Annotated in this window: 19 protein-coding genes and 1 pseudogene; 8 read left to right on the forward strand and 12 right to left on the reverse strand. The window is 75.4% G+C overall.

From position 1 onward, the window contains the following. Window positions 1-213: 213 nt before the first annotated feature. Window positions 214-1,812: an RICIN domain-containing protein gene (locus CRP51_RS09870; protein ID WP_097230695.1), complete on the forward strand. Its 1,599-nt coding sequence runs from the start codon at window positions 214-216 to the stop codon at window positions 1,810-1,812. Window positions 1,813-1,901: 89 nt separating this feature from the next. Continuing rightward, complete coding sequence (locus CRP51_RS09875) at window positions 1,902-2,927, forward strand: hypothetical protein (RefSeq protein WP_097230696.1); 1,026 nt, start codon at window positions 1,902-1,904, stop codon at window positions 2,925-2,927. 50 nt (window positions 2,928-2,977) lie between these two features. On the opposite strand, the gene CRP51_RS09880 is transcribed toward CRP51_RS09875, so the two are convergent. Continuing rightward, a complete protein-coding gene (locus tag CRP51_RS09880; RefSeq protein WP_097230697.1) occupies window positions 2,978-3,973 on the reverse strand; it encodes an aldo/keto reductase in 996 nt (331 codons plus the stop codon). Between the two features lie 147 nt (window positions 3,974-4,120). Here CRP51_RS09880 and CRP51_RS09885 point away from each other — a divergent pair, with 147 nt between their 5' ends. Further along, a complete protein-coding gene (locus CRP51_RS09885) occupies window positions 4,121-4,975 on the forward strand; it encodes a helix-turn-helix domain-containing protein (protein WP_097230698.1) in 855 nt (284 codons plus the stop codon). Between the two features lie 18 nt (window positions 4,976-4,993). Here CRP51_RS09885 and CRP51_RS09890 read toward each other — a convergent pair whose 3' ends face one another. The 6 genes from CRP51_RS09890 to CRP51_RS09915 form a co-directional block, all read right to left on the reverse strand. Then, entirely contained in the window at window positions 4,994-6,484 is a 1,491-nt protein-coding gene (locus tag CRP51_RS09890) for a sensor histidine kinase (protein ID WP_097230699.1), read from the reverse strand. Continuing rightward, window positions 6,481-7,170: a response regulator gene (locus CRP51_RS09895; protein ID WP_097230700.1), complete on the reverse strand. Its 690-nt coding sequence runs from the start codon at window positions 7,168-7,170 to the stop codon at window positions 6,481-6,483. The genes CRP51_RS09890 and CRP51_RS09895 overlap by 4 nt, the downstream gene beginning before the upstream one ends. 59 nt (window positions 7,171-7,229) lie before the next feature. Next, window positions 7,230-7,796 (reverse strand): hypothetical protein, encoded by a 567-nt coding sequence (locus tag CRP51_RS09900; protein ID WP_097230701.1) that lies wholly within the window; start codon window positions 7,794-7,796, stop codon window positions 7,230-7,232. 57 nt (window positions 7,797-7,853) lie between these two features. Further along, window positions 7,854-9,128: an acyltransferase family protein gene (locus CRP51_RS09905; protein WP_097230702.1), complete on the reverse strand. Its 1,275-nt coding sequence runs from the start codon at window positions 9,126-9,128 to the stop codon at window positions 7,854-7,856. Between the two features lie 94 nt (window positions 9,129-9,222). Continuing rightward, window positions 9,223-10,053 carry an SGNH/GDSL hydrolase family protein gene (locus CRP51_RS09910; protein ID WP_097230703.1) on the reverse strand — a complete coding sequence of 277 codons (831 nt, stop codon included), beginning with the start codon at window positions 10,051-10,053 and terminating at the stop codon, window positions 9,223-9,225. 142 nt (window positions 10,054-10,195) lie between these two features. Beyond that, window positions 10,196-11,374 (reverse strand): Cmx/CmrA family chloramphenicol efflux MFS transporter, encoded by a 1,179-nt coding sequence (locus CRP51_RS09915; RefSeq protein WP_097230704.1) that lies wholly within the window; start codon window positions 11,372-11,374, stop codon window positions 10,196-10,198. A 214-nt stretch (window positions 11,375-11,588) separates the two neighbouring features. On the opposite strand from CRP51_RS09915, the gene CRP51_RS09920 reads away from it, so the two are divergent. Next, window positions 11,589-12,188, forward strand: a complete 600-nt coding sequence (locus CRP51_RS09920) for a TetR/AcrR family transcriptional regulator (RefSeq protein ID WP_245880484.1) — start codon at window positions 11,589-11,591, stop codon at window positions 12,186-12,188. Between the two features lie 20 nt (window positions 12,189-12,208). On the opposite strand, the gene CRP51_RS09925 is transcribed toward CRP51_RS09920, so the two are convergent. Then, on the reverse strand, window positions 12,209-13,243 hold the full coding sequence (locus CRP51_RS09925) for an SMP-30/gluconolactonase/LRE family protein (RefSeq protein ID WP_097230706.1): 1,035 nt from the start codon (window positions 13,241-13,243) through the stop codon (window positions 12,209-12,211). Between the two features lie 200 nt (window positions 13,244-13,443). Between CRP51_RS09925 and CRP51_RS09930 the strand changes: the two genes are divergently transcribed. Then, complete coding sequence (locus CRP51_RS09930; protein ID WP_097230707.1) at window positions 13,444-15,252, forward strand: flavin-containing monooxygenase; 1,809 nt, start codon at window positions 13,444-13,446, stop codon at window positions 15,250-15,252. Between the two features lie 75 nt (window positions 15,253-15,327). On the opposite strand, the gene aztD is transcribed toward CRP51_RS09930, so the two are convergent. The 4 genes from aztD to aztB form a co-directional block, all read right to left on the reverse strand. Then, window positions 15,328-16,539, reverse strand: coding sequence for a zinc metallochaperone AztD (gene aztD / locus CRP51_RS09935; RefSeq protein ID WP_097230708.1), 1,212 nt, complete (start codon window positions 16,537-16,539; stop codon window positions 15,328-15,330). A gap of 74 nt (window positions 16,540-16,613) precedes the next feature. Next, on the reverse strand, window positions 16,614-17,537 hold the full coding sequence (aztC, locus tag CRP51_RS09940) for a zinc ABC transporter substrate-binding protein AztC (RefSeq protein WP_097230709.1): 924 nt from the start codon (window positions 17,535-17,537) through the stop codon (window positions 16,614-16,616). After that, window positions 17,534-18,766, reverse strand: coding sequence for a WD40 repeat domain-containing protein (locus tag CRP51_RS09945; protein ID WP_097230710.1), 1,233 nt, complete (start codon window positions 18,764-18,766; stop codon window positions 17,534-17,536). Before CRP51_RS09945 ends, aztC begins: the two co-directional genes overlap by 4 nt. Continuing rightward, entirely contained in the window at window positions 18,763-19,647 is an 885-nt protein-coding gene (gene aztB, locus CRP51_RS09950; RefSeq protein WP_097230711.1) for a zinc ABC transporter permease AztB, read from the reverse strand. The genes CRP51_RS09945 and aztB overlap by 4 nt, the downstream gene beginning before the upstream one ends. A 50-nt stretch (window positions 19,648-19,697) precedes the next feature. On the opposite strand from aztB, the gene aztA reads away from it, so the two are divergent. From aztA to CRP51_RS09965, 3 genes and pseudogenes are all read left to right on the forward strand, one after another. Further along, window positions 19,698-20,447, forward strand: a complete 750-nt coding sequence (gene aztA / locus CRP51_RS09955; RefSeq protein ID WP_097230712.1) for a zinc ABC transporter ATP-binding protein AztA — start codon at window positions 19,698-19,700, stop codon at window positions 20,445-20,447. 255 nt (window positions 20,448-20,702) lie between these two features. Next, window positions 20,703-22,973: a catalase gene (locus CRP51_RS09960; RefSeq protein ID WP_097230713.1), complete on the forward strand. Its 2,271-nt coding sequence runs from the start codon at window positions 20,703-20,705 to the stop codon at window positions 22,971-22,973. A 329-nt stretch (window positions 22,974-23,302) separates the two neighbouring features. Further along, window positions 23,303-23,652, forward strand: a pseudogene (locus CRP51_RS09965) (helix-turn-helix domain-containing protein); the annotation flags it as partial. Window positions 23,653-23,728 lie beyond the last annotated feature (76 nt).

Here is a 23,728-nt window from a genome sequence, read left to right on the forward strand (position 1 = left end):
GATCCGACGGGCGGCGGGGCGCCGCCGCGCGCATTGTCCTGACCGTGCCCCACTGCTACGTTGCCCCTGCGTGGGAGCGCTCCCCCGGGGCCGTGTGCCGGCCGTGGACCGTGGGACGGCCCCTGTTCCCCCTCGCTTCGCCTGTTCCTCCCCGTTTCCCCGTTCGGCGCGGGGGCGCTCCGCGCTCATTCCTCCCATGACGAAGGAGCCGTCATGCACCTCCGAAGACCGCACGGCCTGCGGGGCCTCGGCGCCGCCGCACTGGTCGTGGTGTTGGCCGCGCTCTCCCTGGTCGCCCTGCCGGCGTCCAGCGCCAGGGCCGCCTCGATCGACACCAACGCCTGGTACGTCCTGGTCAACCGGCACAGCGGCAAGGCACTGGACGTCTACGACCTGGCGACCGAGGACGGGGCGCCGCTCGTCCAGTGGTCCCGCAACGACGGGGCCTGGCAGCAGTGGCAGTTCGTCGACTCCGGGGACGGCAGCTACCGGCTGCGCTCCCGGCACAGCGGCAAGGTGGTCGAGATCGCCGGCGCGTCCACCGCCGACGGCGCCGACGTGCGGCAGTGGTCCGACGACAACGGCGCCCACCAGCGCTTCTCCGTGGCCGACTCCGGCGACGGCTATGTGCGGCTGCTCAACCGCAACAGCGGCAAGGCGCTTGAGGTCTGGGAGTGGTCGGCCGCCGACGGCGGGCGGCTCTCGCAGTACTCCGACCTCGGCGGCGCCAACCAGCAGTGGTCGCTGGTGCCGGTGGCCGCGAGCTGCGGCGCCGGGACCTACCACGCGGAGGTCACGCGGAGCGGCGACACCTGGACCGCCCGCCGGGGCGGCGGCACCGTCTACACCGGCGACAGTATGCGGGACGCCGCCCAGGCGGCGGTCGACGCGCTCACACCGAACCGTTCCACGAGGGAACGCGTGGTGGTGCGCGGCTCCGGGACGTTCCAGGCCAACACCCGTGTCTCGCTGCCCAGTCACACCGCGATCGACGTGTGCGGCACCATCGACGTCACGGGCGCCACCGCGACCGACCACGCGCCGATCTACTCCCGGGGCACCACCGACATCGAGGTCGGCCACCTCACCCTCACCGGCGCCCCGCTCTACGGGATCTTCCTGCGCGACGCGAGCGACGTGGTCCTCGGCGAGATCGACATGCGGCTGACCGGCGGCCTCGGCGTGCGCGTCGACAACCACGGGAACCGCGCCGAGCGTGCGACCAACGTGCGCGTCAACAGCCTGTACGTCTCCGGGGCGGGCAGCCACGCGCTGGAGACCTACGGGGTCGACGGGCTGAGCGTCGGCACGGTCACCGCGCGGGACGTCGGGGAGTCAGGCGTGCTGCTCAACGACACGATCAACGCCTCGGTCAGCCGCGTGGACGCCGAGAACGCGGGCGGCGGCACCGGCTACGCCGCGTTCCGGATGGCCAACCGCAACGGCCGGATCGCCGACGGCTACCCCACCAACGTCCGCGTCGGCGAGGTGATCGCGCGCGGTGGCGGGCGCGGCGTCTTCTGCGTCTCGGAGAGCGGCGGCGCCGTCATCGACCGGATCACGCTGACCCACACCGGCAACAACGCGATCCTGATCGAGAACTGCTACAACGTCGACATCGCCGCCCAGGGCGGCACGGTCACCGGCGGCGGCGAGGTCCGTCTCGCGGCCCGCTCGGAGTTCCCCAACAACCGCGACATCACCCTGCGGAACCTCACGCTCAACGACACGGCGCTGCGCGAGAGTCCGTGCGGGCAGAACATCAGCTACCAGAACCTGACCCTCAACAACAGCAGCCGCGACACCTGCTGAGACGGCCCCGCGCGGCGCCGGGCCACCGCCCGCCCCGGCGCCGCGCGGTCCGGCCCCCGTTGTCAGTGGGGGCTGAGAGCATCCTCGGCATGAGACTCGTGCGCACCACCCCGCCGCGACCGGTCGATGTCGCGGCGCTCTTTCCCCCGCTGGCTCCGCTGGCCCGCGAGGCGACCCGGCTGCATCCGCGCCCCGGGTCCCCCTCGGCGCGCGACAGCTCGGTCGGCGGGCCGCTGCTGTGGCCGGCCGACGAGCCGTGGCCGCACTGCGCCACACCGCATCCGGACGCGAACGAGGTGCTGCGGCAGGTGCGACAGGAGCGGCGCGCCCGGAGGGACGGCGCCGCGGGCGGGGTGGTGTGGGAGCCGGAGGCGGCCCCCGCGGAGGACGACGAGGACATCGAGTGGCCAGAAGGACCGGTCCCCCTGCTGCCCGTGGCGCAGTTGTTCCTGCGGGACGTGCCCTTCCCGCGCCCGCACGGGCGGGCCGACGCCGATCTGCTCCAGGTGCTGTGGTGCCCCTTCGAACACCCGGAGACGTACCTGCCCGGGACCGCGCTGTTCTGGCGGTCGTCGGCCGACATCACCGACGTCCTGGTCGCACCGCCGGAGCCGACCCGGGTGGAGTTCGACTTCCTCGTGCCGGAGCCGTGCGTGCTGGCGCCGGAGCGGGTGGTCGAGTACCCCGGCCCCATGGAGTTGGACCGGGAGCTTCGGGAACGGCTCGCCGACCCGGACGCGTGGCGGGCGGCCGGCGCCGGGGTGGACGGCGCCCCCGCGTCCCATCCGGAGTCGTTCTACCACCGTCAGCTGTCCGTCGCCCCCGGCTGGAAGGTCGGCGGCTGGCCCTCGTGGGGGTACACCGATCCGGTCCCCCGGCTCTGCCCCGCCTGCGGTGCGGGCATGGACCCGCTGCTGACCATCGCCACGTTCGAGTGGGACGGCGACCAGCACGGCTGGGTCCCGTACGAGGACCAGGCCACCGCTTCCGACGCTCGGGGCGCGCGCGTGGATCCCCGGCGGCCGACGGCGGTCCAGATAGGCAGCGGCCACCGGCAGCAGCTCTACGTCTGTCCGGTCGCGCCGGAGCACCCGCACGTCGAGCTGATGCAGTAGCCGACCGAACGGCCGCCGTCCGCGCGCGGTGCCCCGGGGGTGCCGCGGCGTCAGTTGCCGACGCCGAGCCCCGCCATGAAGGCGGACGGGTAGCGGTCGCCCCGGGCCGTGCCGCGTGGGACGGCCTGTTCGATGGCCGCGAGGTCGTCGGGGGTCAGGGTCAGCTCGGCGGCCGGGAGGGCCTCGGTGAGCCGCTCGCGGCTGCGGGCGCCGACCAGGGGCACGATGTCCTCGCCCCGGGAGGCGACCCAGGCGATGGCGAGTTGGGCGACGGTGCAGCCCTTCGCGGTGGCGACGGCGCGCAACGCCTCGACGAGGGCGAGGTTGTGCTCCACGTTGCCCTCGGCGAACCGGGGCACGTGCGCGCGGGCGTCGCCGGGGCCCGCGCTGTGGCCGGCGGACCAGTGGCCGGAGATCAGCCCCCGGCCGAGCACGCCGTAGGCGGTCATGCCGATGCCCAACTCCCGGAGCGTCGGCAGCACTTCCGGCTCGACCGCGCGGGAGAGCAGCGAGTACTCGATCTGGAGGTCGACGACCGGGTGCACGGCGTGGGCGCGGCGGACGGTGGCCGCGTCGACCTCGGAGAGCCCGAGGTGGCGGACGTGGCCGGCGTCGATCAGTTCCTTGACGGCGCCGACGGTCTCCTCGAAGGGCACGTTCGGGTCGGCCCTGGCGGGCCGGTAGATGTCGACGTGGTCGGTGCCCAGCCGGGTCAGGGTGTGGGCGAGGAAGTTGCGCACCGCCTCCGGGCGGCCGTCCTGGCCGGCGAACCGCCCGTCGGGCGCCATCAGCACCCCGAACTTGACGCTCAGCGTGTACTCCTCGCGCCTCCGGCCGCGCAGTGCCTCGGCCAGCAGCAGCTCGTTGTGTCCGGTGCCGTAGAAGTCGCCGGTGTCGATGAGGGTGACGCCGGCGTCCAGCGCGGCGTGGACGGTGGCGACGCTCTCGGCGCGGTCGCTCGGCCCGTAGGCGCCGGACATGGCCATGGCGCCGAGGCCGAGCGTCGCGACGTTCGGGCCGCCGTTGCCCAGGGTTCGGGTCCGCATGAGGTGCTCCTTCTCGGTGGTGGCGCGGTCTCGCCGCGTGTTCCGGTCGTCACCCTGCCGGAGGCGGCGGGCGGGCGGGAGCGGAGCGTCGATCGTGGGAGCGGCGCTCCCTGGCTGGGGGCGCGCCGGGCGCGGGAGGATGGCCGCATGGAACGTGAGCAGTTGGCCGACTTCCTGCGCCGGCGTCGGGAGGCGATCCGTCCGGCGGAGGTCGGGGTGGCCGAGGGGCCCAGGCGGCGGACCCGTGGCCTGCGGCGGGAGGAGGTCGCGATGCTGGCGGGGATGTCGGTGGACTACGTGGTGCGCCTGGAGCAGGGCCGCAGCAGTCAGCCGTCGACGCAGTTGCTGGGCGCGTTGGCCAGGGCGCTGCGGCTGTCGGACGACGAGCGGACGCACCTCTTCCATCTGGCCGGGCACCGTCCGCCGCCGGCCGAGGGGGTGGCGCGGCTGGCGCGGGCGGGGCTGGTGCGGATGCTGGACCTGCTGGACACCCCGGCGATGATCCTCTCCGACCTGGGCGAGGTGCTGGCGCAGAACCGGATGTCGGTGCTGTTGACGGGTGGGCTGACGGGTTTCGAGGGCGAGCGGCGGTATCTGGCGTACCGGTGGTTCACGGAGGGGGCGGGCGACGGTCTTCCGCCGGAGGAGCGGGAGCGGCACACCAGGGAGCTGGTGGCGGACCTGCGGGCGGCGGCGGGGCGGCGGGCGGGTGATCCGGAGGTGGAGCGGCTGGTGGCGCGGCTGCGCGAGGCGAGCGGCGAGTTCCGGCTGCGGTGGGCCGAGCACGAGGTCGCGGTGCGACGGGCGGACCGCAAGACGGTGACGCACCCGGAGGTGGGACGGGTGGTGATGGACTGCGAGACGCTGGTCACGCCGGACCAGCGGCAGTTGCTGCTGGTGCTGACGCCCGCGGACGACGAGGCGCGGGAGCGTCTTGAGCTGCTGCGGGTGGTGGGCGTGGAGGAGTTCCCCGCCGGCCCCGCGGGCGCGGCCGGGCGGTGAGGGGCAGGCCGGGCGGGGTCAGCGCTCGGGCCGTCGCCGCGGGGCGTCCCCGGCGGGTGCGCGGGGCAGGGTGAGGGTGAACGCGGCCCCGCCGTCCGGGCGGTTGGCGGCGTTGAGGGTGCCGCCGTGCAGGCGGGCGTTCTCGGCGGCGATGGAGAGGCCGAGGCCGCTGCCCTCGCTGCGGGTCCTGGCGGCGTCGCCCTTGGCGAAGCGGTCGAAGACGTGCGGCAGGGTCTCGGGCGCGACGCCGGGTCCCTCGTCGGTGACGGTGACGGTCAGCCGCTCGGCGTCGGCGCGGGCCCGCACCTCGACGGCGGGGCGGGGTCCGCCGTGGCGCAGGGCGTTGCCGACGAGGTTGGCGAGGACGACGTCGAAGCGTCGGGCGTCCAGCCGGGCCGTGGTGGCGTCGGGCACGTCGACGCGGACGAGGTGGTGCCAGTGGCGGGCGGCGAGGGTTCTGGCGACGAGTTCGCCGACGTCGCACGCGTCGGCGTCCAGCCGGGCGGCGCCGGCGTCGAAGCGGGAGATCTCCATCAGGTCCTCGACCATCCGGGCCAGTTTGCGGGTCTCGTCGGCGACGAGGGAGAGGGCCTCGGCGGTCTCGGGGCTGAGCTCGTCGGACGCGGCGTCCTCGTCGAGGACCTCGGTGACGGCGGTCATGGCGGCCAGCGGGGTGCGCAGCTCGTGGGAGACGTCGGCGGCGAACCGGCTGGCCCTGGCCTCCATGGCCCGCAGGGTCTCGGCGTCGGACTGGAGGGCGCCGGCCATGGTGTTGAACGTGCGGCCGAGGTCGGCGAGTTCGTCCTCGCCGGTCACCTCGATCCGGGTGTCCAGCTCGCCGTCGGCCATGCGTTCGGCGGCGGCGCGCAGCCGGCGGACCGGCCGCAGCACCCGGCGGGCGGCGAACAGCGCGGCGACGGCGGCGAGCAGCACGGCGGGCACGGCCCCGGCGCGGGCGGCGGGGACCAGGGTGGCGATGTCGGCCTCCTGCTCGGCCAGGGAGAACGAGGCGTGGACGACCACGCCCGTGGTCCGGTCGCCGTCGGCGGCGGAGCCGACGGGCAGCGCGACGGCGAGCCACATCTCCCCGTCGTGCCGGAAGCGCTGGGTCAGCGCGGTGGTGGCGGCGGGTGCCCGTTCGCGGAGCGCCTCGGGGAGGACGGGCGGGGTGCCGTCGCCGGTGACGGGGGCACCGTCCTCGTGGGTGACGGCGGTGCGCCACTGCCGGGCGCCGGCGCCCTGGTCGAGTTGGAGGGCCAGGGCCCGCAGGTCGGTCTCGGCCGGCGCGGCGGGCAGGTCGGGCGCGAGGGCCTCGACGCGGGCGCGCAGGTCGGTCACCGCGCTGTCCTGGGCGCGCTCCAGGATGGCGGCGCGTGCCTGCCGGAAGGTGACGGCGGCGGTGGTCAGCGCGCTGAGGACGGCGACCAGCAGAAAGGCCGCGACGATCCGCGCGCCGAGGCCGCGCGGCGGCAGGCGGCGGAGCGCGCCGCCGGGGGCCGCGCGGCTCACAGCGGGCCGAACCGGTAGCCGAAGCCGCGCACGGTCTGCACGTAGCGCGGGGCGCGCGGGTCGTCCTCGGTCCTGGCGCGCAGCCGCATCACGCAGGCGTCGACGAGACGGACGTCGCCGTAGTAGCTGTGTTCCCAGACCTCTTCCAGGAGCTGCCGCCGGCTGAAGGTGGTGTCGGGTGAGGCGGAGAGGAAGAGCAGCAGCTTGAGTTCCGAGGGCGCGAGCGGGAGGGGGCGGCCGTTCTTGGTGACGCGCAGCGCGGCGCGGTCGATCTCCAGGTCGCCGTGGACGGTGCGGGCCGGCCCCTCGGGCGTGGGCTGGGCGGGGGCGACGCGGCGCAGCACGGCGCGCATCCGGGCCTCGATGACGGCGACGGCGGCGGGCTTGACGACGTAGTCGTCGGCGCCGGCCTCCAGGCCGACGACCACGTCGATGTCGTCGCCGCGCGCGGAGAGGATCACGATCGGCACCTGGCTGGTCTCGCGCACCCGGCGGCAGACCTCCAGGCCGCTGATGCCGGGGAGCATCAGGTCCAGCAGCACCAGTTCCGGCGGCGCGGCGTGCAGGGCCTCGACGCCGTCCTCCCCGGTGGCGACGGCCTCGACGAGGTGGCCGCGGCGCCGCAGGCCCAGCGACACACCGCGCCGCACGGCCGGGTCGTCCTCGATCAGCAGGACGCGGGTCATGGCGAACGCCTTCCTTTCGGCGGGTGTCGTGGTCTCGCCCGTTTCCGGTGGGCGGGTGTTCAGGGGAGCGCGCCGTCGGCGGCGCGCGGGGTGACGGTGCCGTCCTCGGCGCAGACGACCTCCCAGGGGGTGGGGCCGCCGTGCTCGTGGACGCGGACGACCACGCCCTGGGCGCGGCCCCCGGGGGCGGCGGCCGCGGTGCAGACCAGTTGGCTGACGGCGACGCTGTCCAGCTCGGCGATCGCCCAGGGCAGGCGGAGCTCGACGGCCCCGTCGCCCCGCTCGGCGACGGCCCGTTGGCCGTCGGCCGGCACCCGGGTGGTGAGGCCCCTGGCGCGCTCGGCGGCGTTGGGGCCGGCGAGCAGCGCGTCCAGCGCCGACTGCGGGTCGCTCTCGCCCCCGTGCGGGCGGGTGGCGGGCCAGACGCCCTGCCGGTGGGCGAAGTAGAGGCGGGTCACCTCGGAGCTCTCGGCCCCCGGGCCGACGGAGGCGGGCGGCCCCGCCTCCGTCGGCCCCGTCTCGGAGACCCCGCAGCCGGCGAGCGCGGCGGCGGCCAGGGCGCCGGCGGCGCACCGGGCGCGCCACGGCCGGCGCGGCCCCCGGCCGGGGGCGGTGTCAACGGCCACGCGTCGCCTCCTCGTCGCTCCGCCGGGCGCGGGGTGCCGGCGGCGCGGGGTCGTGGTTCACAGGGTGGTCAACCGTTCCACGTCGACCGTTCCGGCGCCGGCGTCGGGGCGGGGTACGGCCAGCCACAGGGCGGTGGCGGCCAGCGCGGCGAGGCCGAGCGCCAGCCAGCCGCGCCGCCCCCTGGCCCAGCCGGCGCGGAACCGGACGGGGTCCTCCACCCAGCGTCTGGACAGTATCGCGGCGGTCAGCGACAGTCCGAGCGCCAGGGTGGTGCGCCCCCACCCGCCGGGCCCTTCGAGCGTCGTGGGCAGCAGCGCGTAGACGGGCCAGTGCCACAGGTAGAGGCCGTAGGACACCTCCCCCAGCCGTCGGGGGGCGCGGGCGCCGAGGAGCCGGCCGGCGCCGTGGTCGGGGGCGGCGGCGAGGAGCGCGATCAGCAGCGCGGCGGCGAGGGAGTGCAGGAACATGCCGCCCCGGTAGAGGCCGGGGGCGTCGTGGCCGTCGAGCAGCAGCCAGCTCAGGAGCAGCCCGCCGGCCAGCGCGGCGCCGAGCGCCCGTGCCGCCGGGCGCGGCACGCGGCCGAGGGCGGCGCGCGCGGGCGCGGTGGCGGCGGCGGAGCCGAGCAGCAGCGCGAACGCCCTGGTGTCGGTGCCCTCGTAGGCGCGGGTGGTGTCGACAGCGTGCGCGAGGTGTGCCATCAGCGCCACCGAGAGCAGGGCGCCGGTCACGGCGAGGGCGGCGACGGCGCGTGGCCCGAGGCGGCGCGCGAGGAGGGCGACGAGCAGCGGCCACAGCAGGTAGAACTGCCACTCGACGGCGATGCTCCACAGCGGGGCGAAGAGCCGGGTCTCCGAGGAGCCCCAGTAGTCGAGCCGCTGGCCGATGTAGTGCCAGTTGACGCCCTGTCCGGCGACCCAGGGGGCGTCCGTGAGCGCGAACCGCAGTTGCGCGGGGGAGCCGAACGCCCAGGCCAGCAGCGGGGTCGCGACGAGCACGACGGCCAGTGCCGGCAGCAGGCGCCGGGCGCGGCGGCCCCAGAAGGCGGGCAGGTCGATCCGGCCGTGGCGCGCCGCCTCCTCCAGGAGGAGGCCGGTGATCAGGAAGCCGGAGAGCGCGAAGAAGAGGTCGACGCCGAGGAAGCCGCCCCCGAGGTGCCCCGCGTGGAAGAGCACGACCGCGACGACGGCGACTCCGCGCAGTCCGTCGAGCGGGGCGATGTGCGGGCGGGCGCGGTGCGGGGGGTGCGCGGGCGGGCCCTCGCGCGCGTGCGTGTTCCTCGGCTCTGCGGGCTCCTCGGGGCCGGGCGGTGCGGTGGGGGACGACGCGGTCATGGGTGCTGTCCTCGGGTGGGTGGGCGGCGGGCCCCCGCGCGCCGTCGGGGGACGTGCGGCGGGGGCCGGCGCGGGCCGGGGTGGTGAACGGGGGTCACTCGCAGCCGAGTTGGGAGAAGCGTTCGTCGGCGGTCCAGGAGCCGGTCGCCCACTCCTCCGGGGCGGCGGGGGTCGTGTCGTGGAGCGCGCCGAGGCGTTCGCCGAACCAGGTGGCGAAGGCCGCCGCCCCCTGCTGGCAGGAGTGGATGCCGTCGGCGGACCGCATCGCCGCCCCGGCCTCGGGGTCCGTGCCCCAGAGGTCCGCGGCGTCCAGGAAGTGCACGCCGCTCTCGGCGGCGGCGGCCACCGCCTCGGCGGACTCCGGCGCGGTGGCCATCTCCTCGGCGTGCGGCGCGAGGAACTCGTCGACGGTCACGGGCGGGGCCGTGACGAGCAGCAGTGCGGCGCCGGCGTCGCGCGCGGTGGTGGCCAGCCGGGTGTAGGCGTCGCGCTGCTGCTCCGGCGTGCCCCAGTCGTAGGTGGTCAGTTGGTAGGCGATGACGTCGGGTGCGAAGGAGTCGACGCGGGAGCGCAGCGACTCCCAGGTGGCGTCGGCGAGTTCGGCGACCTCATCGGAGGCGACGACGGTGCCGCCGCCCGTCGAGGAGAGGTCCTCGAAGGTGACGCCCGAGGCGTCCATCGCGGCTTCGAGGGCGGGCGCCTGGACGCCGGCGACCGAGTCGCCCAGCCACAGCAGCCGGAGGTCGGCGCCCTCCTTCCCCGGGGCGCTGGAGGCGCGCTCCCGCTCGTCGTCGCCCTCTCCGGAGCCGCAGGCGGCGAGCAGCACTCCGGCGAGGGCGGTGGTCAGGGCGACGCCGACGCGCGTGCGGCGGCGCGAACGGGGCGGGCGGCGGGTGTCGGCGCGGTGCGCGGGTTCGAGGTGCATGGCCCTCACGGAACCAGCGCCGGAAGCCGGGGAGCGCCGCCGTCACGGTCTCGTCATGGAACGCGGGAACGCCCGTCACGCGGCCGCGCGTGCGGGACGCCGGCGCCCGCCCGGGGGACGACGGCGCCCGCACGCCACGGGGTCAGTCGTCGCCGGCGGGCCCGGAACGGCCGAGCACCCCGCGCGGCGCCAGCGCCAGCAGCAGAGCCAGCGCGAGCGCCACCAGCGCCCCGCCGGCCCACAGCGGCCCGACGTCGCCCAGCGCGGTGCCCAGCGTGGGCGCCGCCAGCGGCGGACCGAGGGCCGCCCCGACGTTGAGCGAGGCCGTGGCGTAGGCGCCGGCCATGGTGGGGGCGGCCGCCGCCGCGTAGAGCACCCGCGTGATCAACGTCGTGCCCACCGCGAACGACAACGCGCCCTGGACCAGCACCAGGACGCACAGCGCCCACGGCCGGTCGGCCAGCAGCGCCGTCGCCGGCCAGCCGAGCAGCAGCGGCGGGCCGGCGCACGCCAGCACCGCGCCCGGCCTCCGGTCGGCGAACCGGCCGGCGACGGTGACCCCGGCGAACGCGCCGGCGCCGAAGAGCACCAGCACGGCCGAGACCCACAGCGCGCCGAGGCCCGCGGTCTCGGTCACCACGGGCGCGAGAAAGGTGAGCGCGCCGAACGTGGCGGCGTTGACCAACGCGCCCAGCGTCATCACCGCGACCAGGGCGGGCCGCGCCAGTTGCGCCAACTCGCGCCGCAGCGCGGGGCGTTCGCCCGTTCCCCGGCCGTCGTCCGCGGGCAGCCCCCGCCGGATCCCGAGGGCTGCCGGCAGGCAGCAGAGCGCGACGGCGAGGAACGTCGCCCGCCAGCCGAGCAGCGCGCCCAGCGCCGCGCCGCCGGGGACGCCCGCGACGGTGGCGACCGTGGTGCCGGAGAGCAGCACCGCCAGCGCGCGCCCCTTGCGCTCCGGCGGGACCAGCGAGGCGGCCACCGTCAACGCGACGGCGAGGAACCCGGCGTTGGCGAGCGCGGCCAGGAACCGGGAGGCAAGCAGCAGCGGAAAGCTGGTGGTGACCGCGCCCACCAGGTGGGCGGCGGCGAAGGCGAGCACGAACGACAGCAGGCTCGCGCGCCGGGGCCAGCGCCGGGCCGACGCGGCGACCAGGGGGGCGCCGATCACCATGCCGACCGCGAAACCGGAGGTGAGCAGCCCGGCGCGGCCGACGGTGACGTCCAGGTCGGAGGCGATGTCCGGCAGCAGGCCGGCGAGCATGAACTCCGAGGTGCCCATGGCGAAGACGGCCAGGGCGAGCAGATAGAGGGGAAGAGGCATCGGGTGGGCTCCGGGGTGAGGAGAGAAACGGGAGACGTCTTCTCGTCACCGCGGCCAGCCCCCTGGGCAGATGCGGTGGTTCAGCGGGACAGGGGGCCGACGGCGTGACCGAGAGCCCCCGACCTGTCCGACTCGGGACTCGACATGCCCGCACGCTACCCCACCTTCGCGCACGCCGGGGGGCGGGCCGCCCTCCGGGGAGTACCCTGCCGGGGTGAGCAGGGACCCTTCCGAAGGCGAGCGGCGCCCCCAGAACCAGGGCCCGAAGGCCGCGCCCCGCAACCGCGCCGCGCTGATCGCCGCCGCCCGCCACGTCTACGCCGAGCAGGGGCTGGGCGCCCCGCTCTCCGCCGTCGCACGCCGCGCGGGCGTCGGCCAGGGCGTGATGTACCGACACTTCCCCGACCGGGACGCGGTGGCGGCGGCCGTCCTGGAGGAGAACGTGCGGCAGGTCGAGGGGGCCGCCGCCGCGCCCGGCGCCGATCTCGCCGGGGCGCTCGGGGTGGTGACCTGGCATCTCACGGAGTCGGCCGCGTTCATCAACCTGCTGCACCTGGACGTCGCGGGCGGCGGGGAGCCCGTCCACGGCTACGCCCACGACCTGTCGGCGCGCGTCGAGGTCGCCCTGCGCCGGCTGCTGCCGCCCGGTCACCGACTCGCCCCGGACGGCGCCCTGATGCTCGCCGTCAGCATGGTCTCGGGCGCCGTCGTCGGCGCCGCCAGACAGGACCGCGAGCGACGCGCGCTCGCGGCCTGGCGGCTGCTCGCCGTCGAGGTCGGCCCGGTGCGGCCGTTCCCCGCCTCCGCGGGGTGAGCCGGTGAACGGGCCCCGGGTCAGCCGCCGTTGGACTGGCGGGTGCCCTCGGCCAGCGCCTCGAAGGTGTAGAGATAGCCGCCGGCGGGCCCGCTGACGGTCAGGTAGGCGGTGGTGCCGCCGGGGGTGATGGCGAGGTTGGTCGCCGAGGTCAGCCCCTCGTCGCCGGCCGGGATCTCGATCGTCGCCAGGTGCCGACCGTACCTGTCGTACACGAGCACGGCGGGGCGGCCGTGCAGCCCCTGGTAGAGGTTGCCGTCGGCGTCGACGGCGATCGAGTCGGTCTGCGCGAGGCCGCCGTCGACGCGGAGCGCGGTGTGGGAGGCGGCGACGCCGCCCTCCGCTTCCCACTGGAGGTAGGAGACGCGGTTCTCGGTGAGCTCGCTGACCCACAGCCCCCGGAAGTCCGCGTCGAAGGAGATCCCGTTCGGCGCCGCGAGCCCGTCGGCCAGCACGGTCGCCTCCCGGCCCTCCCGGTCGACACGGACGACCCGGCCGACCGACTCGCCCTCGGCCAGTCCGCGCGAGTCGCTGAGGTAGAGGTGGCCGTCGGGGTCGAACGCGATGTCGTCGGGGTGCATCGGCGCCCCGTCGACCTCGCCGGCGAAGAAGACGCGGGGGTCGCTCCCGTCGGGCTCGGCGCTGACGATCTCGCCGTGGGCGAAGTCGCTGAGGTAGAGCCGCCCGTCGTGCGGGCTGAACTGCGCCGAGGTGTAGGCGCCCCGGTCGTCGGTCAGCAACCGCTCCGAGGTGCGCGCCTGGAGGTCGACGCGCAGCACCTTGGGCGCGCCGGCCGGCGCGGTGACGTCCACGACCAGCAGCCTGCCCTCGGCGTCGAACGTCGGGCCCTCCAGCAGCGTCATCCCGGTCTCCGGGTGCGTCTCGGTCAGCCGCAGAAACCGTTCGGCCTCCACGGTGGCGGCGCCCGTCCCCCCGTGGTGCGCACGGCCGTCGGCGGGTGCGGGGCCGTCGGCCGGCTCGGTGCCGCATCCGGTCAGCGCCAGCGTGGCGACGGCCGTGAGCGCGGCGAGGCGGGGCAGCGGGAAGCGTGGCATGGGGGGTCCTTCCGTCGGCTTCGCGTCGCGCGGGACCGCCGTCCGCGACGGCCGCCCCACTACCGGACAGCGTTGTCCGGTTACTGCTACGGTAAACGTCGGCCGGCCACCTCAGCGCGCCGCCCCCTCCCTCCCCCGGGGACGGGGCGGCGCGGCAACACTCCCCCAGAGATGGGGCGTTCAAAGATGAGGCGTTCAGATTGACGACGCGTCAGGCACCGTCGCCCGAGGAACTGGCCGCGCTGAGAGAGCGTTACCGAAGCGAACGGGAGCGCCGCGTGCGCCCCGACGGTGCCGCCCAGTACCGCGCGGCCGAGGCGGAGTTCGGGTACTTCGCGGCCGACCCGTACGCGGGCGAGGCGGTCGAACGGCCGCCGCTGCGGGACGAGGTGGACGTCGCGGTGGTCGGCGGCGGCTTCGGCGGGCTGCTCGCCGGGGCGCGGCTGCGGCAGCGCGGCGTGCGGCGGGTGAGGCTCGTGGAGCGCGGCGGGGACTTCGGCGGCACCTGGTACTGGAACCGCTACCCGGGCGTCCACTGCGACGTCGAGTCCCATGTCTATCTGCCGCTGCTCGACGAGACCGGCCACGTCCCGGAGTGGAAGTACGCGCCAGGCGAGGAGATCCGGCGCCACGCGGTGCGCGTCGCGGAGCGGTACGAGCTCTACGCCGACGCGCTGTTCTCCACCTCCGTCACCTCGCTGACCTGGGACGAGAACGCGGACCGCTGGCTGGTGGCCACCGATCGGGGCGACGCGTTCCTGGCCACCTACGTGATCACCGCGACGGGCACCCTGACCGAGCCGAAGCTGCCGGGCATCCCCGGCGTCGAGGAGTTCGCGGGCCACACCTTCCACACCTCGCGCTGGGACTACGGCTACACCGGCGGCTCCCCGGAGGGCGGCATGACCGGCCTCGCCGACAAGCGGGTGGGCATCGTCGGCACCGGCGCCACGGGGGTGCAGGTCATCCCGAAGGTCGCCGAGGACGCCGCGCACCTGTACGTCTTCCAGCGCACGCCCTCCAGCGTGGACGTGCGCGCCAACCGCCGCACCCCCCCGGCCGAGGTCGGCGCGGACCGGCCGGGCTGGGCCCGCGCGCGCCGGGAGAACTTCCTGCGGCTGGTCTCGGGCGAGCCCGAGGAGAACGACCTGGTCGACGACCGCTGGACCGCCTCGGCCGCGCTGCTGGAGAAGCTGCTTCCCAGCTTCCGGCGCCCGCGGGAGCGCCGGGAGTACGAGGCCGCCTACGAGCGCGCCGACGCCGCCAAGATGAACGAGCTGCGCGCCCGGGTCACCGCGTCGGTCGAGGACCGGGAGCTGGCCGAGGCGCTCAAGCCCTGGTACCGCTACGCCTGCAAACGCCCCACCTTCTCCGACACCTACTACGCCGCGTTCAACCGGCCCCACGTCACCCTCGTCGACACCGCCGACACCCACGGCATCGAACGGCTCACGAGGAACGGGGTGGTGGTCGGGGGGACCACCTACCCGGTGGACTGCCTGATCTTCGCCACCGGGTTCTCCGTCGGCGCCTCCGACATCCACACCGGCAGACTCCCGGTGCGCGGCCGGGGCGGCGCCGACCTGCTGGAGGTCTGGCGGGAGCGCGGGCCGCGCACCCTGCACGGCTTCACCGCGCACGGCTTCCCCAACCTGATCCAGCTGGGGTCGCTCCAGAACGCCAGCAGCGTCAACTTCACCCATGTCCTCGACGAGCAGGCCGTCCACGCCGCGGCCCTGGTCGCCGCCGCGGAGGAGGCCGGAGCGCTGATCGAGCCGTCCCGCGCCGCCGAGGACGCCTGGCTGGCGACCCTGGCCAGGGACGCGCCGGACCACGCGTGGTTCCACGCCGAGTGCACCCCCGGCTACTACAACCGCGAGGGCCGGGGCCGCCCCGACGGACCGACCGCCTACCCGCACGGCGCCGTCGCCTTCCACGCGCTGCTCGCCCGCTGGCGCGCCGAGCGGATCGACGAGGTGCTCGTCCCGAGGCGGGCGCGGGAGAGCTGACCGCCGGAGGCCACCACGCGCCGCGCCTCCCCGGGAGTCGACCGGGGAGGCGCGGCGCGTCGGGCGGGGCGGGCGTCAGCCGCCGGCGACACCCGTGATCTCGTTGGGGGCCGCCGAAAGCTCACCCGTGGTGACGATCTCGCCGGACTCGATGTCGACGGCGTGGATCTCGTTGGCCTCCGGGTCGGTCACATAGGCCGTGTGGTCACGGACGAAGAGCGCGGGGCGCGGCTGCTGCCACTCCAGCGGCTCCTGCCACTCCCCCAACACCTCGACCTGGTCGGTGACCTCCCCCGACTCGGGGTCGATCACGTGTATCCGGCCGTCCGTGCCCAGCACCAGCGCCTCGCCGTGCGGGCCGCGCGCCAGCGAGCGGAAGGTGTAGCTGGTGCCGAGGTCGACCAGCTGAAGCTCGCCGGAGGCGGTGTCGATCAGGGAGACCCGCTCGGGCCGCTCCAGCTCGGCGTCGGGGTCCTGCTTGTAGTCGCCGAGGACCACGGCCGACTCCTCGCTGCCGGCGACGTTGCCGATCCTGCCGTACTCGTCCGGGGCGTCGATCTTGGTGAACGCGCCGTCGTGGTAGACCAGGGCACCGTTCTCGCAGCCGACCAGGACGGCCTCGTCCTGGGCGACGGTCTCGCCGTGCACGCCGGGGCAGTTCTCGTCGCGGGCGACCTCCTCGCCGTTCTCGTCGAGGACGGCGGCGCCGCTGCGCTCCTCCTCGGTGCCGAGGGTGACGAGCAGTTCGCCGGACTCCAGCTCGACGGCCACCCCGTGGTGGGCGGCGGCCGAGGTGTAGCTCTCGGTCTCGGGCAGCCCCTCGCCCAGCTGCTCCGGGTCGAAGATGGTGACCTCGCCCGTGCCGTCGGCGAAGAGCACGGTCTTCCCCGCGTGGCGCACCACGTGCCCGGGCTTCTCGCCGGGGAACTCCTCGTCGGTGAGCCGGGCCTCGGCGGCGTTCAGCACGCGGAAGCCGGTGGAGGTCGAGACCAGCACGTGGTCGGCGTCGCCCGCGGGGTTGACCCGGTTGAAGCCCTCCAGCGGGATGTCCTCGACGACCTCCAGCGTCTGCCCGTCGAGGACCTGGAGCCCTCCGTCGTAGGTGAGGACGAGGGGGTCGGTGACGGAGTGCTCGGGCGCCGCGTCCTCGGACGGCGCCGGGCTGTCGGAGCTCTCCGCGTCGTCGTCGGAGGAACCGCAGGCGGTGAGGGTGAGCGCGAGCGCGGTCAGCGGGGCGACCGCGAGCGCGCCTCGGCGGAGTCGGCGGGGACGGGGACGGTGGGACATGGTGTTCTTCCTTGTCTGACGGACGGGCGGCCCGGCGGCCGGGCCACCGGTGCGTTCCGGGGGTCTGTCCTTGGCTAGAGGTCGGCGCCGAGCGCGTCGACGATCGCCTCGGTGTTGGCGCGCGTCATCTCCAGATAGGTGGCCGCGCCCTCTCCCTCGGCGGTGAGGGATTCGGAGTACAGGGGGACGACCTCGACGTCGAGCCCCGCCTCCTCGGCGAGCACCTGGGCGAGCCGGTCGGGCTGCGAGGAGTCGGCGAAGATCGCCGGCACCCCGTTCTCCCGCACGGCGCCGGCCAGGGACTCCAGGTCGGAGGCGCTGGGTGAGGCCAGGGTGGTGCCGCTGGGTATCACGGCCCCGACCACGCGGAAGTCGTGGCGGTCGGCGAGATAGCCGAAGACGTGGTGGTTGGTCACCAGGGCGCGGCGTTCGGCGGGCAGGGTGGCGAACCGCTCGGTCATCCACGCGTCCAGCTCCTCCAGTTCGCCGACGTACTCCTCGGCGTTGGCCCGCACCCGGTCGGCGTCCACCCCGTCGACGTGCGCGATCACGCTCTCGGAGATCAGCTCGACGGCGGTGCGCATCCGCACCGGGTCGGTCCAGAAGTGCGGGTCGAACTCGCCCTCGGAGGCGTCGGAGGCGTAGGGCAGCGGGTCGGTGCCCTCGGCGACGGCGAGGGTGGCCACGCCCGCCTCCTCGGCGGCGGCCACGTTGCGGGCGACCCCCTCCTCCAGGCCGAGCCCGTTGTGCACGACCAGGCCGGCGCGTTCCAACTCGGCGGCCTGGCGCGCCGAGACGCCGAACGAGTGCGGGTCCGCGTCGGGCTTCATCAGCACCGTGACCTCCGCCTCGTCGCCGACGATCTCGCGGGTGACGTCGCCGAGGATGTTGGTGGTGACCACCACCCCCTCGCCGTCCCCGCCGGAGGCGGAGCAGGCCGGCAGTACGGCGAGCGCCAGCAGTGCGGCGGCGGCCGTCGCGACCGCGCGGCGCCTCATCGGCCCGTCTCCACCATGACGTCGGGCGCGAAGTCGAGGGCGAGGGTCCTGGCCAGGCGGAGGTCGTCCTGGTGGTCGATCTCGTGCACGACGCCGGCCGACGGGTCGTTGACATAGGCCCGCGCGGTGTCGACCTCGATGACGGGGGCGGGTTCCCCCTCGCCCGGCGGCCGCTCCAGCAGGGGGGTGCTCGCGGTGACCCGGCCGTCGGCGAGGTCGTGGGCGCGCAGTTCGCCGTCCTCGGTGAGGGCCAGCAGCGTCGCGCCGTCGCCGACCGCGTTCACCGCGAGCAGCGGGCCGGTCTCGACGCGGGTCCAGGAGCGCGCCGCGAGGTCGAGCGCCCAGGCGCCGTCCTCCCCCGCCGTGGCGGCGAGGGTGTCGCTGCCGGGGCGGTGGGTGAACGAGGTGGCGCGCGCGGCCGGTTCCGTGCCCTCCGGGTAGCCGATCTTCTCGCCGGTGAACGTGTCGTCCTCGGCGGAGACCAGCAGCGCGCCGTCGGCGCAGGCGAAGGCCACACCGCGCCGGGTGGCGGCGGCGCCGCCGGCCTCGGGGCAGCTCTCGTCGAGGGTGGCGACGGTCGCGCCGTCGGCGTCCCTGACCTCGATCCGCTCGGGGGCCTCGCCGCCGGGCGCGGCGACGGGGACGAGCAGATGGCCCTCGTGGGGGACGGCCACGCCGGCCGCACCCTCTGTCTCCAGTGCGGTCGGCTCGCCCACGGCGCCCTCGTCCTCCAGCGGCGCGCGGTCCAGCAGCCGCACGGTGCCGTCGTCCAGGCTCAGCACGGTGCGCGCGGTGTCGGCGTGCACGGCCGCGAGCCCCGGGGCCTCGACCGTCCCGACGGCGCGGGGCGCGGTCCTGTAGTGGTGGACGTGGTCCCCGTGGTCGACGGTCCAGCCGCCGCTGTCCACGACACCGACCTGTCCCTCCGGGCCGGCGAGGTAGGCGAACCGGCCGTCGCCCAGGGCGCGTTCGACGCCGGGCGGCGCTTGCAGCGCGGTGGTCTCCTCGGTGGCGAGGTCGAGGACCGCGCCCTCGCCGGTCTCCGCGTCGGCCAGGACGAGGCGGGTCTGGGTCTCGGCCGTCTCCTCGGCGCCCTCGACATAGCCGTGCGGGGTCTCCTCGGCCGCGGGCTCGGGTTCGTTGTCCGTCTCGCCGTTCCCGCAGGCGGCGGTGAGAAGGAGGAGCGCGCCGACGGTGGCGGCCGCTCGCGTGCGGTGGTGTGCCTTCACTGCTCGTTCCTTGTTCGCGTGGGCAGGTCCTTGGGGGCGGCCGCCGGCCCGGCGGCGGGGGCGCGCGGCCGGTTGACGACGGCCGAGCAGACGGCGGAGACGAGGAACGCGGCGACCGCGACGGCCGCGATCGTCGCGCCGGCGGCCGTGCCGGCGTGCCAGGAGATCAACAGCCCCAGCACCGTCGAGCCGGCCCCGACGAGCGCCGCGCCCACCATGACCAGCGGAATCCTGGCGGCCCACAGCGAGGCGGCGGCCGGCGGCGCGATCAGCAGGCCGAAGACCAGGAGCGTTCCGACCACGTGGAAGGACGAGACGACCGCCAGGGTCATCAGCCCCAGGAGCACGGCGTGCGCCAACCCGGGCCGCAGGCCGAGGGTGTGGGCCTTGCGCGGGTCGAAGGCCAGCGCGACGAAGGAGCGGTGCCCGACGGCGGCGACCACGGCGGTGATCCCGCACGCGGCCCCCAGCAGCCACAGGTCACCGGTGCGCACGGCCAGCACGTCGCCGAAGAGGAAGCCGGTGAGGTCGACCGCGAAGGACTCCGAGTGCGACACGATGATCACGCCGGACGCCAGCATCCCGGCGAAGAGCAGCCCGATCCCGGTGTCCCCGGAAAGCCTCGGCAGCCGCCGCAGCGAGGTGACGCCGAGCGCCATCGTCCCCGCGCTCGCCGCGGCGCCGAGCAGCGGGCTCACCCCGGCCATCGACGCCAACGCCACCCCCGGCAGCATCCCGTGCGCCATGGCGTCGCCGAGGAAGGCCAGCCCGCGCAGCACGACCCAGGTGCCGACCACGGCACAGATCGCGGACACGAGAAGCCCACCCCACAGGGCCCGTTGCACGAAGGACACCGTGAAGGGGTCGAAGAACCACTCCATGCCGAGCACCCTACAATGAAAACGATTATCAGACGCAAGGAGTCCCCAACGTGACCTGCACCTCTTCGACCGACCGCCCCGACGACCTCGCCGTCCACCGGATATCCGCCGGCTACGGCGACCGCCTGGCGCTCACGGAGGTCAGCGCCCGGCTGCCGGGCGGCCGGATCACCTCCCTCGTGGGCGCCAACGGGGCCGGCAAGTCCTCGCTGCTGGCCGTCCTCGCCGGGGTGCTGCGCCCGACCGCGGGCGAGGTCACGGGGCTCGGCCCTCGCCGCCCGGCGCTGGTCGCCCAACGCAGCGCCGTCTCCGACGCGTTGCCCCTCACCGTGCGCGAGACGGTCGCGATGGGCCGCTGGGCCGACCTCGGGCCGTGGCGCCGGGCCCGCCGCGCGGACCGGGAGCTCGTCGAGGAGTGCATGGAGCGGCTGGGCGTCGCGCCTCTGGCCGGGCGGCAGCTGGGCTCCCTCTCGGGCGGCCAGCGGCAGCGCGCGCTGGTGGCGCAGGGGCTCGCCCAGCGCCCCGAGGTGCTGCTCCTCGACGAGCCGACGGCGGGCCTGGACGCCGAGGCGCGCGAACGGATCGCCGCCGCCCTCGCCGAGGCCGGCGCGGCGGGGACGACCGTCGTGCACGCCACCCACGACCTGCACCTGGCGCTCGACGCCGACCACTGCCTGCTGCTGGCCGACGGCCGTCCGCTCGCCGAGGGCCGCCCGGCCGAGGTGCTGACGCCCGAGGCCCTGCGCCGCGCGTGGGGAACGCCGGAACTCCCCGCCGCCCGCGCCGCCGAACGGGCCTGACCGGCCCCGGCACCCGATCGGCCGGGCGACTCACGCGCCCGATGAACGAACCTTCGCGCCATGTCGGACCTAGGCTGACAAAGAGTCAGCAAACGTACCTCCGCCGGCTTTCCACGCCTTCCGCCCGCTCCGGCGGCTTCGTTGCCCGCCTCCCTCCCGGGGTACCCGGCGGCGGACGGGGCGCTCCGGCCACCGGCCGGTGCCGTCCGACCCCCTGCGCCGGCCACGGCCGGCCGACGCGAAGGAACCACGACGATGGACGACAGCAATCCGCTCAAGCGGGCCGCCGACAAGATCAGCGAGGCCCTGCGGCCGGCCGCGGGCCCTGAGGACGGCGTTCCCGGCAAGCCGGGCCCGGAGTCCCCGCAGGTCGACGAGCCGACCTCGCCGCGCGGCCCGCTGCCCCCCAAGCCCGACCAGACCGGCCCCGAGCCCGTCTCCCCCACCGGCCAGGCCACCCGGCTCGACCAGGCCCGGGTCGCCCAGGGCGGAGACCGGCTCACCAACGCCCAGGGCACCCGGCTGCCCGATTCCGACCACTCGCTGAAGGCGGGCGCCAGGGGGCCCGTCCTGTTGCAGGACCACCATCTGCGCGAGAAGGTCATGCACTTCGACCACGAGCGCATCCCCGAGCGCGTGGTGCACGCCAGGGGCGCGGCGGCGCACGGCGTCTTCCGGGGCTACGGGACGGCCAGCGGCATCAGCCGCGCCGCGTTCCTCGGCAAGGACGTGGAGACGCCGGTGTTCGTGCGCTTCTCCACGGTGCTGGGCTCGCGCGGCTCCGCCGACACGGTGCGCGACACCCGGGGCTTCGCCACCAAGTTCTACACCTCGGAGGGCGTCTTCGACCTGGTGGGCAACAACATGCCCGTCTTCTTCATCCAGGACGCCATCAAGTTCCCCGACGTGATCCACGCCGGCAAGCCGCACCCCGACCGCGAGATCCCGCAGGCCCAGAGCGCCCACGACACGTTCTGGGACTTCGTCACCCTGCACACCGAGGCCACCCACCACACGCTGTGGAACATGTCCGACCGGGGCATCCCGCGCTCCTACCGGATGATGGAGGGCTTCGGCGTCCACACCTTCCGGCTGGTCGACGCGGAGGGCGGCACCACGCTGGTGAAGTTCCACTGGAAGCCGAGGCTCGGGGTGCACTCGCTGGTCTGGGAGGAGGCCCAGCTCCTGGGCGGCGTCGACCCCGACTTCCACCGCCGCGACCTCGCCGACGCGATCGAGGCCGGCGCGTACCCGCAGTGGGAGCTCGGCATCCAGACGTTCCCCGACACCCCGGAGCAGACCTTCGAGGGCATCGACCTGCTCGACGCCACCAACCTGGTCCCCGAGGAGCTGGCGCCGGTCCAGCCCGTCGGCCTGCTGACGCTCAACGCCAACCCCTCCAACTACTTCGCCGAGACCGAGCAGGTGGCCTTCCACGTCGGGCACCTGGTGCCCGGCATCGACCTGACCGACGACCCGCTGCTGGCGGGCCGGCTCTTCTCCTATCTGGACACCCAGATCAGCAGGCTGGGCGGCCCCAACTTCCCGCAGCTGCCGATCAACCGGCCGCACGCGCAGGTCAACGACATGCTCCGCGACGGGATGCACCAGACGGCGGTGCACCGGGGCGTCGCCCCCTACCGGCCCAACTCGCTCGACGGCGGCTGCCCCTTCCTCTCCGGCGCGGACGAGGGCGGCTACGTGGAGACGCCGGTGCGGGTCGAGGCGGCGCGCAAGGTCCGCGAGGCGCCCGAGTCGTTCGCCGACCACTTCAGCCAGCCGCGCCGCTTCTGGCTCAGCATGTCCCCGGTGGAACGCGAACACATCATCGGCGCCTACACCTTCGAACTCGGCAAGTGCTACGAGCAGGCCGTCCGGGAGCGCGCGCTGCGGGTGCTGGTCACCGTCGACGCCGAGTTGGGCGCCCAGGTCGCCGCGGGCCTCGGACTGCCGGTCCCCGACCCGATCGGCGACGTGCCCCGGGTGTCCCCCAGCCCGGCCCTCTCCCAGGTGGGCGGCGACTGGCCGGTGGACGGCCGGGTCGTCGGCGTCGTCACCGACGGCACGACCGGGGTCGACGACGTGCGCGCGGTGCGACAGGCCGTGCTGGAGGCGGGCATGGTCCCGCTGGTGATCGCGCCGACCGGCGGGCGGATCGGCTCGGGAGAGAACGCGCTCACCGTGCAGCGCACCTATGTGACGGCGCGCTCCGTCGAGTTCGACGCCGTCCTCGTCGCGGGGACGCCCGGCACCGGCGACGACGCCGGCGGCGCCAGGGACGCCAAGGCGGCGGCCGGCCGGGGCGGCACCACCGACCCGCGGGTCGGACTGCTGCTCGCCGAGACCTACCGCCACGGCAAGGCCCTCGGCGGCTGGGCGGGCGCCGACGCGGCGCTCACCGCCGCCGGCGTCCCGACCGACGCCCCCGGCGTGGTCCTCGGCCCCGACGGGCCCACCACTCTCCGCGACGTGATCACCCTCCTCGGCACCCACCGGGTCTGGTCCCGCTTCGAGGCGACGGCCTGACACCCCCTCCGGGGCGGGCCCGGGGCGGGCGCCGGGCCCGCCCCGGGCTCACCGCGAGCGGGGACCTACCCGCCCCGGAGCCACACCCAGCGCTGTTCCCAACGTCTGTAGGGACACGGTCGCTTCTGTGCGCAGCCTGCCGAAGCGCCCCGTCGCGCCTAGGAACCTTGGGTGCGAGCCCTCAGAGCTGTCCCGTACTGCCGCGAGGCCAAGGCTCCTGCCGGGGCGGCGCCGACGCTGCCGGCAGAGCGCAGCAAACGTCCGGGGCCTCCGGTGAGGATGCGGCGTGTCGCCGCCACCGCCACAGGACGTCGGCGGCCCCCGGAACGGCGGGCGCGGGCCGCAAGGGCCGGCTGTGGAACCTTCCGCTGGAGGACCGGGCACTGCTGGCCGCGACTCGTTGGCGCACGCACGTGACCACACGGCAGCTCGCTCCGCCGTTCGGGGTGTCGAAGTCGGCGACGGGCCGCGTCCTCGACCACCTCGGAGCGATGCTCGCCCTCCAGCCTCGCAAGCGGTTCGCCGAGGACACCGTGTTCCTTGTGGACGGCACGTCGGTCTCGTCGTCCCCTCACCGCCGCGAACGCGGCCAGACCGAACTGTTGGACAGGAAAGAGGAGCACGACAGGACCAGAAGCAGGTCCGCGTCCGCGTTGAGCACGTCTTCGCCCGGATGCGCGATCTCGCCCTCGCCGGATAGCCGAGCGGCCCGCACGGTGGCCCCCACGCCCGAGGCGACTGGAAGATCATCTACG

Source organism: Streptomyces zhaozhouensis, assembly GCF_900230195.1.
Classification (GTDB): Bacteria; Actinomycetota; Actinomycetes; order Streptomycetales; family Streptomycetaceae; genus Streptomyces; species Streptomyces zhaozhouensis.

Excerpts from the sequence above, each read along its gene's own strand:
- CRP51_RS09870 (WP_097230695.1), top strand. The coding sequence starts at position 214 with ATGCACCTCCGAAGACCGCACGGCCTGCGGGGCCTCGGCGCCGCCGCA.
- CRP51_RS09875 (WP_097230696.1), top strand. The coding sequence starts at position 1,902 with ATGAGACTCGTGCGCACCACCCCGCCGCGACCGGTCGATGTCGCGGCG.
- CRP51_RS09880 (WP_097230697.1), bottom strand. The coding sequence starts at position 3,973 with ATGCGGACCCGAACCCTGGGCAACGGCGGCCCGAACGTCGCGACGCTC.
- CRP51_RS09885 (WP_097230698.1), top strand. The coding sequence starts at position 4,121 with ATGGAACGTGAGCAGTTGGCCGACTTCCTGCGCCGGCGTCGGGAGGCG.
- CRP51_RS09895 (WP_097230700.1), bottom strand. The coding sequence starts at position 7,170 with ATGACCCGCGTCCTGCTGATCGAGGACGACCCGGCCGTGCGGCGCGGT.
- CRP51_RS09905 (WP_097230702.1), bottom strand. The coding sequence starts at position 9,128 with ATGACCGCGTCGTCCCCCACCGCACCGCCCGGCCCCGAGGAGCCCGCA.
- CRP51_RS09910 (WP_097230703.1), bottom strand. The coding sequence starts at position 10,053 with ATGCACCTCGAACCCGCGCACCGCGCCGACACCCGCCGCCCGCCCCGT.
- CRP51_RS09915 (WP_097230704.1), bottom strand. The coding sequence starts at position 11,374 with ATGCCTCTTCCCCTCTATCTGCTCGCCCTGGCCGTCTTCGCCATGGGC.
- CRP51_RS09925 (WP_097230706.1), bottom strand. The coding sequence starts at position 13,243 with ATGCCACGCTTCCCGCTGCCCCGCCTCGCCGCGCTCACGGCCGTCGCC.
- aztD (WP_097230708.1), bottom strand. The coding sequence starts at position 16,539 with ATGTCCCACCGTCCCCGTCCCCGCCGACTCCGCCGAGGCGCGCTCGCG.
- aztC (WP_097230709.1), bottom strand. The coding sequence starts at position 17,537 with ATGAGGCGCCGCGCGGTCGCGACGGCCGCCGCCGCACTGCTGGCGCTC.
- aztB (WP_097230711.1), bottom strand. The coding sequence starts at position 19,647 with ATGGAGTGGTTCTTCGACCCCTTCACGGTGTCCTTCGTGCAACGGGCC.
- CRP51_RS09960 (WP_097230713.1), top strand. The coding sequence starts at position 20,703 with ATGGACGACAGCAATCCGCTCAAGCGGGCCGCCGACAAGATCAGCGAG.